General features: G+C 72.1%; 10 protein-coding genes. 3 read left to right on the forward strand and 7 right to left on the reverse strand.

Annotated features, from left to right (window positions below; genetic code table 11):
• Positions 1-392 precede the first annotated feature (392 nt).
• The 4 genes from ACGF3H_RS04410 to ACGF3H_RS04425 form a co-directional block, all read right to left on the reverse strand.
• Positions 393-1,691: a citrate synthase gene (locus ACGF3H_RS04410; protein ID WP_362491982.1), complete on the reverse strand. Its 1,299-nt coding sequence runs from the start codon at positions 1,689-1,691 to the stop codon at positions 393-395.
• 243 nt (positions 1,692-1,934) lie between these two features.
• Positions 1,935-4,190: an ATP-dependent RecD-like DNA helicase gene (locus ACGF3H_RS04415; RefSeq protein WP_362491979.1), complete on the reverse strand. Its 2,256-nt coding sequence runs from the start codon at positions 4,188-4,190 to the stop codon at positions 1,935-1,937.
• A 42-nt stretch (positions 4,191-4,232) separates the two neighbouring features.
• Complete coding sequence (locus ACGF3H_RS04420; RefSeq protein WP_362492167.1) at positions 4,233-4,418, reverse strand: DUF397 domain-containing protein; 186 nt, start codon at positions 4,416-4,418, stop codon at positions 4,233-4,235.
• Between the two features lie 8 nt (positions 4,419-4,426).
• A complete protein-coding gene (locus ACGF3H_RS04425) occupies positions 4,427-5,263 on the reverse strand; it encodes a Scr1 family TA system antitoxin-like transcriptional regulator (protein WP_362491976.1) in 837 nt (278 codons plus the stop codon).
• 221 nt (positions 5,264-5,484) lie between these two features.
• Here ACGF3H_RS04425 and ACGF3H_RS04430 point away from each other — a divergent pair, with 221 nt between their 5' ends.
• The 3 genes from ACGF3H_RS04430 to ACGF3H_RS04440 all read left to right on the forward strand — a co-directional run bounded on the left by ACGF3H_RS04430 (position 5,485) and on the right by ACGF3H_RS04440 (position 9,280).
• Positions 5,485-5,895, forward strand: a complete 411-nt coding sequence (locus ACGF3H_RS04430) for an ATP-binding protein (RefSeq protein WP_362491974.1) — start codon at positions 5,485-5,487, stop codon at positions 5,893-5,895.
• 64 nt (positions 5,896-5,959) lie between these two features.
• On the forward strand, positions 5,960-7,858 hold the full coding sequence (locus ACGF3H_RS04435; RefSeq protein WP_362491971.1) for a hypothetical protein: 1,899 nt from the start codon (positions 5,960-5,962) through the stop codon (positions 7,856-7,858).
• A 42-nt stretch (positions 7,859-7,900) separates the two neighbouring features.
• The gene (locus tag ACGF3H_RS04440; protein ID WP_362491969.1) at positions 7,901-9,280 is read left to right on the forward strand and encodes an ankyrin repeat domain-containing protein; all 1,380 of its coding nucleotides are present in this window, start codon (positions 7,901-7,903) and stop codon (positions 9,278-9,280) included.
• Between the two features lie 22 nt (positions 9,281-9,302).
• Here the strand turns inward: ACGF3H_RS04440 and ACGF3H_RS04445 are convergent, their stop codons facing one another.
• The 3 genes from ACGF3H_RS04445 to ACGF3H_RS04455 form a co-directional block, all read right to left on the reverse strand.
• On the reverse strand, positions 9,303-9,920 hold the full coding sequence (locus tag ACGF3H_RS04445) for a TOPRIM nucleotidyl transferase/hydrolase domain-containing protein (protein WP_362491966.1): 618 nt from the start codon (positions 9,918-9,920) through the stop codon (positions 9,303-9,305).
• 52 nt (positions 9,921-9,972) lie between these two features.
• Positions 9,973-11,655 carry an amidohydrolase family protein gene (locus ACGF3H_RS04450; protein WP_362491962.1) on the reverse strand — a complete coding sequence of 561 codons (1,683 nt, stop codon included), beginning with the start codon at positions 11,653-11,655 and terminating at the stop codon, positions 9,973-9,975.
• A gap of 104 nt (positions 11,656-11,759) precedes the next feature.
• The gene (locus ACGF3H_RS04455; RefSeq protein WP_362491960.1) at positions 11,760-13,277 is read right to left on the reverse strand and encodes an APC family permease; all 1,518 of its coding nucleotides are present in this window, start codon (positions 13,275-13,277) and stop codon (positions 11,760-11,762) included.
• Positions 13,278-13,346 lie beyond the last annotated feature (69 nt).

Here is a 13,346-nt window from a genome sequence, read left to right on the forward strand (position 1 = left end):
CGGGACACGTACACCGGGAAGCTTTGAGCGGCCCTCCCGGGCGTGCGCTGTCCCGGCAGACCGCAGGATGTCCGCAGCACGTTTCACAGCGATTCAGGCGCTGTCCTCACAGACGCCCGGCCGGATCCCGTGGGGGGAATCCGCACCGGGACATGGGAAGGCGCCCTGGTCGTCGGCCCGTGGGGGGACCGGCGCCAGGGCGCCTTCTTTTTTTCTACGGTTGCGCAACCGCCCGAAGGGGCGCGGGGAACCGCAAGCGCCCGAAGGGGCGCGGGGCGGTGCCGACATGCGGCTCCGCCGCGCGGGCGCGACCAGCCACAGCCGGCCCGCAGTCGCCCACACCCCTCAGCGACGGCCTCTCAGTAGGCGCAGGGCACCCCCACCGGCAGGTGTCAGCGCTCCTCGACGGGCACGAAGTCGCGCTCGACGACGCCCGTGTAGATCTGTCGCGGACGGCCGATGCGGGAACCCGGCTCCTTGATCATTTCGTGCCACTGGGCGATCCAGCCCGGCAGGCGGCCGAGGGCGAACAGGACCGTGAACATCTCGGTCGGGAAGCCCATGGCCCGGTAGATCAGGCCGGTGTAGAAGTCGACGTTCGGGTAGAGGCTGCGCGAGACGAAGTAGTCGTCGGAGAGCGCGTGCTCCTCCAGCTTCAGGGCGATGTCCAGCAGCTCGTCGGACTTGCCGAGGGCGGAGAGCACGTCGTGCGCGGCGGCCTTGATGATCTTGGCGCGCGGGTCGAAGTTCTTGTAGACCCGGTGGCCGAAGCCCATCAGGCGGACGCCGTCCTCCTTGTTCTTCACCTTGCGGATGAAGGAGTCGACGTCGCCGCCCGCGTCGCGGATGCCCTCCAGCATCTCCAGCACCGACTGGTTGGCGCCGCCGTGCAGCGGGCCCCACAGGGCGTTGATGCCGGCCGAGATGGAGGCGAACATGTTCGCCTGCGAGGAGCCGACCAGGCGGACGGTGGAGGTCGAACAGTTCTGCTCGTGGTCCGCGTGCAGGATCAGCAGCTTGTCCAGGGCGGCGACGACCGTCGGGTCGAGCTCGTACTCCTGCGCCGGGACGGAGAAGGTCATGCGCAGGAAGTTCTCGACGTAGCCGAGGTCGTTGCGCGGGTAGACGAACGGGTGGCCGATCGACTTCTTGTACGCGTACGCCGCGATCGTCGGGAGCTTGGCGAGCAGCCGGATCGTCGAGAGGTTGCGCTGACGCTCGTCGAACGGGTTGTGGCTGTCCTGGTAGAACGTGGACAGCGCCGAGACGACCGACGACAGCATGGCCATCGGGTGGGCGTCGCGCGGGAAGCCCTTGTAGAAGTTCTTGACGTCCTCGTGCAGCAGGGTGTGCTGCGTGATCTCGTCCTTGAACGCGGACAGCTGGTCGACGGTGGGCAGCTCGCCGTTGATCAGCAGGTAGGCGACCTCCACGAAGGAGGAGCGCTCCGCGAGCTGCTCGATCGGGTAGCCGCGGTACCGGAGGATGCCCGCCTCGCCGTCCAGGTACGTAATGGCGGATTTGTAGGCGGCGGTGTTGCCGTAGCCGCTGTCCAGTGTCACCAGACCGGTCTGGGCGCGGAGCTTCCCGATGTCGAAGCCCTTGTCACCGACGGTGCTGTCGATCACCGGGTAGGTGTACTCGCCGTCGCCGTACCGCAGTACTACCGAGTTGTTGGTGTGCTCGCTCACGTCTTCCCTCACCGACGTAGTGCCTCATCTTCGAGGTGCCCTGACTGTCTCTACCATCCCCCACTTGGCTCAGGAGAGTGCACTCGGGGTCGACCATCGGGCCTATCGGCGGCACTGAGTGCCGCCAACTTGCCCATCCTGCCCCCTCTCCCGTGGTTCCGGAAGTGCTCTGTGACCTTTGCGACTCGTTTGATCGATCATTTTTTTCCTGGCAGGGTGGCGCCGGGGCGTGGAGCTTGCGGGTCAGGAGCCCGCGAGCCGGAAGTCGAGCGCCGTACAGCGCCGCCCGGCGGAGACCGTGCGCACCGCCTGCCCGATCGCCTTGCGCGAGCCGACGAGCACGACCAGCTTCTTGGCCCGGGTGACCGCCGTGTACAGCAGGTTCCGCTGGAGCATCATCCAGGCGCCGGTGGTCACGGGGATCACCACCGCCGGGTACTCGCTGCCCTGGGAGCGGTGGATGGTCACCGCGTAGGCGTGGGCCAGTTCGTCCAGTTCGTCGAATTCGTACGGGACCTCCTCGTCCTCGTCCGTCAGGACGGTGAGGCGCTGGTCCACCGGGTCGAGCGAGGTGACCACGCCGACGGTGCCGTTGAAGACACCGTTCTCGCCCTTCTCGTAATTGTTGCGGATCTGGGTGACCTTGTCGCCGACGCGGAACACCCGGCCGCCGAAGCGCTTCTCGGGGAGGTCGGGGCGGCCCGGGGTGACGGCCTGCTGGAGCAGTCCGTTCAGCGTGCCGGCGCCGGCGGGCCCGCGGTGCATGGGGGCGAGGACCTGGACGTCGCGGCGCGGATCGAGCCCGAACCTGGCCGGGATCCGCCGGGCCGCCACGTCCACCGTGAGCCGGCCCGCCTCCTCCGTGTCGTCCTCGACGAAGAGGAAGAAGTCCTTCATGCCGTCGGTGACGGGGTGCTGCCCGGCGTTGATCCGGTGCGCGTTGGTCACCACACCGGACTGCTGGGCCTGCCGGAAGACACGGGTGAGGCGGACGGCGGGGACGGGGCTGCCGGGCGCCAGCAGGTCCCTCAGCACCTCCCCCGCACCCACGCTGGGCAGCTGGTCGACGTCCCCGACGAAGAGCAGGTGCGCCCCGGGCGGCACGGCCTTCACCAGCTTGTTGGCGAGCAGCAGGTCCAGCATGGACGCCTCGTCGACCACGACCAGGTCGGCGTCGAGGGGCCGGTCTCGGTCGTAGGCGGCGTCACCGCCCGGCTTGAGCTCCAGCAGGCGGTGCACGGTCGACGCCTCGGCGCCGGTCAGCTCGGCGAGGCGCTTCGCGGCGCGGCCGGTCGGGGCGGCGAGGACGACCCTGGCCTTCTTGGCGCGGGCCAGCTCGACGATCGACCGGACCGTGAAGGACTTGCCGCAGCCGGGTCCGCCGGTGAGGACGGCGACCTTCTCGGTCAGCGCCAGCTTGACGGCGGCCTCCTGCTCGGGGGCGAGGTCGGCGCCCGTGCGCTGCCGGAGCCAGCCGAGCGCCTTGTCCCAGGCCACGTCCCGGAAGGCGGGCATCCGGTCCTCGTCGGTGCGCAGGAGGCGCCGAAGCTGTCCGGCGAGGGCCAGCTCGGCGCGGTGGAAGGGCACGAGGTAGACCGCGGTGACGGGCTCGCCGCCCTCCGGGTCGGGGACCTTCTCCCGTACGACGCCGGGGTCCTCCCCGTCCTCCTCCGGCTCGGCGGCGAGCTCGGCGAGGCACTCGATGACCAGGCCGGTGTCCACCTGGAGCAGCTTGACCGCGTCGGCGATCAGCTTCTCCTCGGGGAGATAGCAGTGCCCCTGGTCGGTGGCCTGCGACAGCGCGTACTGCAGTCCCGCCTTCACCCGGTCGGGGCTGTCGTGCGGGATACCGACGGACTGGGCGATCTTGTCGGCGGTGAGGAAGCCGATGCCCCACACGTCGGCGGCGAGGCGGTAGGGCTGGTTCTTCACGACGGAGATGGAGGCGTCGCCGTACTTCTTGTAGATGCGGACGGCGATCGACGTCGACACCTCGACGGTCTGGAGGAAGAGCATGACCTCCTTGATCGCCTTCTGCTCCTCCCAGGCGTCGGCGATCTTCTTCGTCCGCTTGGGGCCGAGGCCGGGCACCTCGATGAGCCGCTTGGGCTCCTCCTCGATGACGGTGAGGGTGTCGATGCCGAAGTGCTGCGTGATGCGGTCGGCGAAGACCGGCCCGATGCCCTTGACGAGCCCGGAGCCGAGATAGCGCCGGATGCCCTGGACGGTGGCGGGCAGGACGGTCGTGTAGTTCTCGACGTGGAACTGCTTGCCGTACTGGGGGTGCGACCCCCAGCGGCCCTCCATCCGCAGCGACTCCCCCACCTGCGCACCGAGCAGCGCACCGACGACGGTCAGCAGATCACCGGCACCTCTGCCGGTGTCGACGCGGGCGACGGTGTACCCGTTCTCCTCGTTGGCGTACGTGATGCGTTCCAGGACGCCTTCGAGAGTGGCGAGCCGCCGTTCACCGGGCGCGGCGGAGGGCTGGTTGGACATGGGGCGACGGTACCGGTGGGGTGTGACAGCGCCTGCGGCGCGTTACGGCATCGCCGTCGTCTTGAGGGCCCGGACGAAGACCCTGAAGGCCTCGGCCGGGACGACGAGCGTCCCGTGCGCGGGGGCCTTGCTGTCGCGGACGGCGACCTCGTGGGCGCGGGTCGCGATCTCGACGCAGTTGTTTCCGTCGTCGGGGCCCGAGTAAGAGGACTTCCGCCAGTTGTCCATGGAGTGCCTCACAGCTCCTTCGCCAGCCTGCTGATGAAATCACGCGACCGTCCGGGGTCGAGTGCCACGGCTTCCACCTTACGGAAGCGCGTTCGAAAAGCGCTGAGCTGTGCTTCGGAGTCGATGAAGGCGGAGCCATGGGGCACGTCACGCACCACCGTGTCCAGCCTGGGAACAGGGCCGCCCACGTAGGTCATGGAGCTGGCTGCCCTGGCGAAGCCGTCCAGATCAAAGGGAATGACACGCACGGTGACATCGTCCGCTTCCGAGAGCTCCAGAAGCTTGCCGAGTTGAGCCCGGGAGGCAACGCGGTCGCTGACCCTGAAACGCAGGGCGGCTTCGTGAATCACGAGCTCGTACGGGAGCCTGATCTGCTGACGCCTCAGTCGATGACGGACACGCAGGTCAAGCTCCTCGGAGGTCAGTTCGGGGACTCGGGCGGAAAACACTGCCCGGGCGTACTCCTCCGTCTGCAGCAGGCCCGGCACGTACAGGATCGCCACCTCTCGCAGAAACGTCGCGTGGTGATCCAGTTCGGCGAGGTCCAGGAACGAAGTGGGCAGGAGCCCTCGGTACTCCTCCCACCAACCGCGTGTCCGGTCGGTGGCCATGGTGACGAGCGCGGCAACGAAGGTCTCGTCGGTGCAGGCGTAGTGAGAAGCCAGGCGTCGGAGCCGCTCCTCACTCACCCCCGACAGCCCCGCCTCGATCTGGCTGATCTGGACGTTGCTCACGCCGAGCATGGCTGCGGCCTGCCGAGCGGTGAGTCCTGCCGCCTCGCGGAGCCGGCGAAGTTCCACCGCCAGGCGCAGCTGCCGCGCCGTGGGTTCGCGTCTCGTGGGCATCGACCGCTCCTTGTCCCAACACGCCGGACGGCGCGACTCGTTCGGGGGTCAGATTACGGGATCGGCTTGCCGCGCCGAAACTTTAAGGTCTACCGTCAGTGACGCGACGCACACCGTGCGGCACCGGGTCACCGGAAGCGCACCGCTCCGTCCTGCCATGACGGCCGCGGCAATGACACCTGGCCCGTCCTGAACCCCTCACCCACACACCGGAGTTCCGCATGCCCGAAAACGAACCGTGGGAGTACTCCCTCCACATCCCCAACGACCTCCGTGCCGTCACCGTCAGCCGCCGCACCCTCCGCCTGATCCTCACCATGCACGGGCTGATCCGCCTCGTCGACGTCGCCGAACTCCTCGCCACGGAGCTGGTCTCCAACGCCGTACGGCACACTAAGGGGCCCGCCGCACTCCGCGTGCGCTGGTCGCCTCCGGGGACGTTGCGGATCGGGGCGTGGGACGGGGACCCCGAACCGCCCCTGCCGCCCCGGCCGTTCGAGGCGGAGGCCCAGGCGGAGGACGGGCGGGGGCTGGCGTTGGTGCGAGCCTGTGCCGACGTGTGGGGATGGCAGCCGCTGGCCCGGCAGGGCGGCCGGGGAAAATACGTGTGGTGCGAGCTCACCGCTGCGTGAAGGCCGGCGCTGTCGGTGCCCGTCAGTAGGGTCGGCTCACTTGATCAGCGAAGGAGCGCCGACCATGAAGTCCCCGGCCGAACTGGACGACGTCCGATGGCAGTCCCTGTCCCACGCCTACGGCTCGGCCGAGGACGTCCCCGAGCTGATCAGGGCGCTGTACCAGGGTGACGAGGAGACCGTGGACGAGGCGATCCACGAGCTCTACGGGAACATCCATCATCAGGGCACGGTGTACTCGGCGTCGGCACCCGCCGTGCCCTTCCTCGCGCACGCCGCCCGGCAGCTCCCCGGCAGGCGCACCGACCTGCTGATGCTGCTCGCGACGCTCGCCGACCACGCCCCCTCGGACACCGAGTCGCCGCACTGGCCGCACAGTTCCGTCGCCGAGGTCTGCACGGAGCTGGCCCGGGTGCTCCCCGAGCTGCTGCCCTGCCTGACGGACACCGAGCGGTCGGTGCGCCGGGCCGCGCTCCGCGTGGTCGCGGCCGTGGCGGACGTCCTGCCCACCGAGCCGCGGGCCTCGATGGAGGAGCGGGTCGGCGAGCTGTACACCGGTGATCCGGTCCCGGCGGTGCGGGCGGACGCCCTGGTCGTGCTGAACAGGAGCGGGCGGGAGCCGCTGCCCTTCGACAGTCCGTGGCCCGAGGTCAGGCTGGCGGCGGCCACGCTCGCCGCCGAGCGGTCCGGCCCGCCGTACCCGCCGGAGGTGGTGGAGGTCATCGCCGAGGACGGGGCCGAACCGGACCCGGGGGACGACGGCTTCCCGTGGCCGGGCACCGACTCCCCGGACACCCACCTCACCGAGCTGCTGACCGACGACCCGGACGCCGCCCTCGCCGTGGCCGCCCACTGGATCGACGCGGGAGACCTCGGCTCGCGCGGGTCCTGGCTGGCCCAGGAGGTCGCCGGCATCTGGCGCGACCGGGAACCCGAGGTGCTGGATCTCCTGCTCGCCGCCCTGCCGCACCAGCGGGACACCCGCTCACTCGCCCATACGCTCGGCGTCATCGGCCGTTGGGTCGGCCACGTGCCCGAGCCCGGCGGGGAACTCCGGGACACGCTCCACGACTACGCCCGCAGCGGCGAGGAGACCGCCCGGCCGGCGCTTCTCGCCCTCGTCCGGTCGCGTGACCCGCGCGCCCTCGATGTGCTCTCGCGCCGTCCCGATCCCGAGGCGGTCCGAGCCGCGGCGGCGGACTTCCCGGAGGCGGGCGACGAGCTCACCGCCGTGATCCGCGAGCAATTGTCGGCGGGCGCCACGGGGAACGCGGCCAACGCCCTGATCGCCGCGCTGGCACACCTGGGTGCTTCCGCGCGGCAGGCCCGGCCCGAACTGGTGGACTGTCTACGGACCCGCCGCGCGCCCGTCGCGGCGGCCCGGCAGCTCGGCCTGGACGGCGTCCTGAACGGGGACGTCGCAGCCGCCCTGCGGGAGGCCGAGCAGAGCAGCGACGCCTCGCTGCGAGCCGCGGCGGCCGTCGCCCACTACCGGCTGACCGGTGACGCCGCCTCCGCCCTGCGCACCTTCGAGGACCTGCTCACGACGGCGCAGGGCCCGGTCCACTGGCATCTGGGCCGTCTCCAGCCCCTCGGCTGTGCCGCCGCGCCTCTGCTCCCCCTCGTCGAACCGATGCTGGCGGCCCGGTACGAGTGGACACGGGCGGCCGCCGCCGACGCGCACCACTGGATCACCGGCTCCCCGGAGCGCGCCGTCCCCGTCCTGACCGAGCTGGCCGGTCCCAGCCCGGTCGGCCTGCACGCCCTCAAGGCCCTCGCCGCCATCGGCCGGACGCCCGAGGAACTGCGCCCCGCCCTGCGGGCCTGCGCCTTCTCCCCGCGCCGCCTGCTCAGTGCCACACCCTTCTCGGAGGACCACGAGGACGAGGAACTCCGCGCGGTCGCCTGGCGCCTGCTCTCCCTCCACCAAGGCGACCCGACGCTCCGCTCCCCGGCGCGGTGATCGACTTGCCTCCGCAGCGGCCTGCCCCACAGGCTCGGCCCCGTGGACGGAAGGGGGCTGGTGGTCATGCGGGGAGGTTCGCTCGACGGGCGACTCGTGGCGGCCGTGCGGGCAGGGGACGAGTCCGCCGTGCGGGCGCTGCTCGGTGAGGGGGCCGATCCCGACACGGGGGGACCCGACGGGCTGCCCGTGCTGTGCGCGGCCGTCGGCGCGTACGACTCCGCCGTCGCCGACGCGCTGGTCGACGGCGGAGCCGACCCCGACCGGGTGCTGCCCGACGGGACGACGCCGCTGTGGCGGGCCGTCGACGGGGGCTCGCCGGCCGTCGCCGCCGCCGTACTCGGCCGCGAGCCCCGGCTGCGGTTGCCGGCCAAGACGCGCGAGCGGCTGCTCGACCTCGCCCGGAGCTGGCACGAGACGGGCGCCGCCGAGGAGTTGCGGCGCCGTACGGGTGCGTCGGGACCGGCCGAGACGGTCCGCGTTCCGGACGACGCGGACGCCTACCAACGGATCGACCAGGTGTCGCTCGGCGGTCTCGTCGTGCGGGACGGGCACGCCGGCATCCTCACCGCGCTGGAGTGGGCCTTCCGCGTCCTGACCCCCGTCGACGAGCTGATCGCCCGAGCCGCGCACCGGCCGGACGAGGACGATGCCACCTGGTGGCAGGTGACCCTGGTCCTTCTCCACCGCCGCAGTTTCGCGACCTGGTCGGCCGTGGTCGCCCACCGCCACCACCCCGACCTCGCGCACCGTCGCTTCGTGGCCGACTTCCTCCGGACGCGGGGCGTCGTCGTGCACGACTCCCCGTACGCGGACGCGGAGGGTGACTTCCTGTCCGCCTGGGCCGAGGAGGAGACCGACCCCGGGATGCTCGCCAAGGTGCTCGACGCCTTCGGCGAGTACGAGCACCCCGGCCTGGAGGCCGCCGGGCTGCGCCACGCCGGGCATCCCGACGTCCGGGTGCGGCAGCAGGTGCCCGCGCTCCTCCACCCGGGCGAGGGCACCCTGACTCCCCCGGGCCGGGCCGCGCTGCTCGCCCTCGTCCGTGACCCGGACGCCACCGTGCGGTTCCAGGCCTGCCGGGTCGCCGTGGGCGACGACCCTCTGCTCGGCCCGGCCGTAAGGGCGTTGCTGATGCTCGCCGAGGACCCGGACGCCGGACTGCGGGGCGAGGCCGCCGTGCTGCTGGCCTCCTGCCGGGACCGTACGCCCGCTGTCGCCGACGCCCTGTTCGCGCTGCTGGACGAGGACGACCAGATCACCCGCCTGGAAGCCGCCTACGGCCTCGCCCTGCGCGACGACCCGCGCACCGCCGACGCCGTCGAGCGGGTCGGGCCCCTGGGTGACGGGTTCGAGGAGGACCACCGGTGGTCCAGGCTCTGGCAGTGGAAGTGGGACAAGGAGCATCCGGCCTCCGGGTGACGCCGGCGGCGCGGCGGTGCCGTCAGAGGTGCGCGAGCAGGCCCGCCAGCGGGGCGGGGACGGCGTCGGGGGTGAGGGCCTCCACCAGGACACGGCCGTAGTGGATCTTGCGGCCCTTCTTGGTGCCGAGGAAGCGGCGCAGGCGCTGTTCCGGCGTACGGTCGCGCTGCGCGGGTTGCTGGAGGAAGGTCCGCAGGGGACGGAGATCGCCCTCCGCCTCGACCAGTGCCGTCACCCGGGGCACGCCCAGCGCGCGGATCAGCTCGTCCTCCAGGTCGGCCGCGCAGACGAAGAGGTCCTGCGGCGCCGCGTTCGCACGGTCCAGGGCGCGCTCGTAGTAGCCCCGTTCCCGTTCGTCGCACAGGCCCGTGAGGCGGAGGTCCAGGCCGGCCGGGCCGAGGAGCGCGGCGAAGCGGCCGACGTTCATCGCACCGCCCATGGGGAGGACGCAGATCCCCTCCGCGGCCAGGTCCCGGCCCCGGCGCCCGGTCAGCGCGTCGACCGCGGCCGCGTCGCTCAGGCCCTCCAGCAGGACGGCCGTCCGGACGTCCAGGCGCCCGGCCAGCTCGCGCGCGGGCTCGCCGGGGCCGCCGGCCGCCCACGCGGTGACCGCGTCCCGGAACGCCTCCATGTCCGCCATGGACCCGAGTCTGCGTCCTTCGTGGCCACCGCGGTAGCGGTTTTCGCCGCGCCTACGCGTCCGCGGCCGCGTGCACGCGCCGGCCCGCCACGAAGGTCTCCAGGACACGGGCGTCGGCGATCTCCTCGGGCGGCGCGGCGAACGGGTCGCGGTCGAGGACGACCAGGTCGGCCGCCTTGCCGACCGTGATGCTGCCGGTGATGTCGTCCAGGTGGTTGGCGTAGGCACTGCCCGCCGTGTACGCGGCGACGGCGGTGCCCAGGTCGAGGCGCTGCTCGGGGAGGAAGACCGGAGTGCCCTCGGGCGCCTCCGGGGCGATGCGGTTGACGGCGACGTGGACGGCCTGGAGCGGGTCGGGGCTGCTGACCGGCCAGTCGCTGCCCGCGGCCAGCGTCGCGCCGGCCCGCAGCAGATCGCCGAACGGGTACTGGCGCGTGCCGCGTTCGGCGCCCAGGAAGGGCAGGGTCAGTTCGTCCATCTGCGGTTCGTGGGCGGCCCACAGCATCTGGAGGTTGGCGGTGGCGCCCAGGGCGCGGAAGCGGGGGACGTCGGCGGGGTGCACGACCTGGAGGTGGGCCAGGTGGTGACGGGTGTCCCGCCACCCGTTGGCCTCGCGGGCCGCCTCTACGGCGTCGAGCGCCTCGCGCACCGCCCGGTCGCCGAGGGCGTGGAAGTGCACCTGGAAACCGGCCGCGTCGAGTTCCGTCACGTACTTCCTGAGGTCCGCCGGTGCGACGAAGCTGATGCCGCTGTTGTCCGAGGCGCAGCCGCAGCCCGTGAGGTACGGGTCGAGCATGGCCGCGGTGTGGTTCTCGGCGATGCCGTCCTGCATGACCTTCACGGTGGTGGCGCGGAAGCGGCCGCGGGTCAGCTCCTCGCGGCGGGCCACGAGTTCGGGGATCTGCTCCGCGCCCCGCTCGCGGTCCCACCACAGGGCGCCGACGACGCGGGCCGTGAGGAGGTCCCGGTCGAGGGCCGCCCGGTAGGCGGGGGCCGGGTCGGTCATGTTGGTGTAGGCGCCGACGATGGCGTCCTGCCAGGCGGTGACGCCGTGCGCGTGCAGGACGGCCTGGGCGCGCAGGAGTGCGGCGAGCTGTTCGTCCGGCGTGGGATCGGGGACCAGAGCGCCCACCAGATGGGCCGCGCCCTCCTGGAGCATGCCGGTGGGGTTCCCCGCGGCGTCGCGTTCGATCCGGCCGTCGGCGGGGTCGGGGGTGCGGGCGTCGATGCCCGCGCGCTCCAGCGCCCTGCTGTTGACCCAGGCGCCGTGGTGGTCGCGGTTGGGCAGGAACACGGGCCGGTCGGGGACGACGGCGTCGAGGAGCGCGGCGGTGGGCGTACCGCCGGGGAACGCCTCCATCGACCAGCCGCCGCCGGTGATCCACTCGGCGTCGGGGTGTTCGTCGGCGTACGCCCTGATCCGGCGCAGGTACTCGTCCGGGTCGGTGGTGTCGCCGAGGTGGCACAGGCCGAGTTCGAGGCCGGCGCCCTGGGGGTGGACGTGGGCGTCCTGGAAGCCGGGCAGCAGCAGCTTGCCCGCCAGGTCGACGACCTCGGTGCGCGGCCCGATCAGCTCGCGCACCTCGTCGTGGCCGACGGCCGCGATCCGCCCGCCGCGCACGGCCACGGAGGTGGCGCGGCTGCGGGCGGGGTCGACGGTGTGCACCGGTCCTCCGGTGAGTACGAGATCGGCGGGTCCGGCACCGGCGGAAGTGGTGGGCTGGGCGTGTGACATGGGGTGTGAACTCCGGGGATCGCAGGAGGGTGAGGGGCGGGGGGGGATCGGAGGGTGAGGGACAGACGGGGCATTGCGGGGGAGGTGAGGGGCAGGCGGGGGCGTCAGACCGTCTCGCGGTCCGTCGGCAGGGCGGCCAGGGATTCCGCGTCGGTGCCGCGGCCGGTGGTGAAGTACGGGGAGCGCCGCCCGTACTTGGCCACGGCGGCCATGACGAGTCCGGCCAGGACGATGCCGGCGGGCAGCGAGAACATGAACCAGCCGTTGTCCGGGCTGAGTTCGAAGTGGTCGCTCATGGTCAGGTACGAGTATCCGAGGTAGCCGCCGAGCCCCAGCAGGACCAGGCTGGACGCGGCGGGCACGCCGACGGCGAGCAGCGCCTCACGCGGTCCCTCGCGCAGCGCGGCCCGGAAGCGGACGGCGCAGGCCAGCGCGGTGAGGCCGTAGTACAGGGCGACGACCAGGCCGATGGCGCTGACGGCGGCCAGCAGCATGTCGCTCAGCTCGGGGATGGCGACGGCGAGCACGGCGGTCACCGCGGCGACGGCGACGAGGACGACCGTTCCGGCGGCGGGGGTGCCGTACCGGGGGTGGACCCGCGTCCACAGGGGTCCCATGGTGCGGTCGCGGCCCATGGCGAGCAGTCCGCGGGCCATGGGGATCAGCGACGCCTGGACGGAGGCGACGGCGGAGCACAGCAGCGCGATCACGGGCACCGTGGCCCAGGGCTCGGCGGCCAGCTTCTCCCCGAGGTAGGGCAGGGCCTGGGGACCGTTGTGGATCAGCTCGCCCAGGCTCATCTCCCGCTGGAAGGCGACCGAGGCGAAGAGGAACAGCCCCAGCATGGCGAAGAGGGCGATGAGGCCTCCCCGGGCTGAGTCGCCGGGGCTTCTGGTCTCCTCGGTGACGCTGAAGGCCGCGTCCCAGCCCCAGAAGAAGAACACCGCCAGGACCATGCCCTGGGCGAAGGCGGTGCCGTCGGGTATCGCGAACGGGTTGAACCAGGAGAGCGAGAAGGCGTGCTCGCCGGTGACCAGCGCCCAGCCGCAGAGGGTCAGCAGCACCGCGTACTCGAAGACCAGCAGGCCGAACTGGAAGCGGGTGGCGACGCGGGTGCCGGTCACGGTCAGGACGGCGAGGACGAGCAGGACCACCAGGCCGACCGCCGTACTGGTGCCCGTGGACGTCGGGTCCAGGGCGAATCCGGCGAGGCTGTGCGCACCGGCCCTGTTGGCGAGGATCAGCAGGACCGAGCCCATGACCGCGCTGGTGTAGGCGCAGAAGACGATCGAGCCGACCACGGTGACCCAGCCGGTCAGGAAGCCCAGCCAGGGGCTGAGGGACGTGCCGACCCACACGTAGCCGTTGCCGCAGTTCGGCTCGGAGCGGTTGAGGCGGGAGTAGGCGAGTGCGATGCCGAGCACCGGCAGGAACGCCAGCAGCAGGAGGGCGGGCGCCTGGAGGCCGACGACGGAGGCGACCGTACCCATGCCGATGGCGATGCTGGTGGTGGCGGCCGTGCTGGAGGCCGCGAGGGCGACACCGTCGACGACGCCGAGGGAGCGCTTCAGGGCGGCGGGGCGGGCAGGGGGTGCGGTGGTCGGGGGCGGCACGGATGGCATGGAGGGCTCCTCGGGAGGCGGGACGGGGAAGAGCCGCGCGGCAAGGTGATGGAACAACCGGCGCCGCAT

Source organism: Streptomyces sp. NPDC048185 (assembly GCF_043202495.1).
GTDB lineage: Bacteria > Actinomycetota > Actinomycetes > Streptomycetales > Streptomycetaceae > Streptomyces.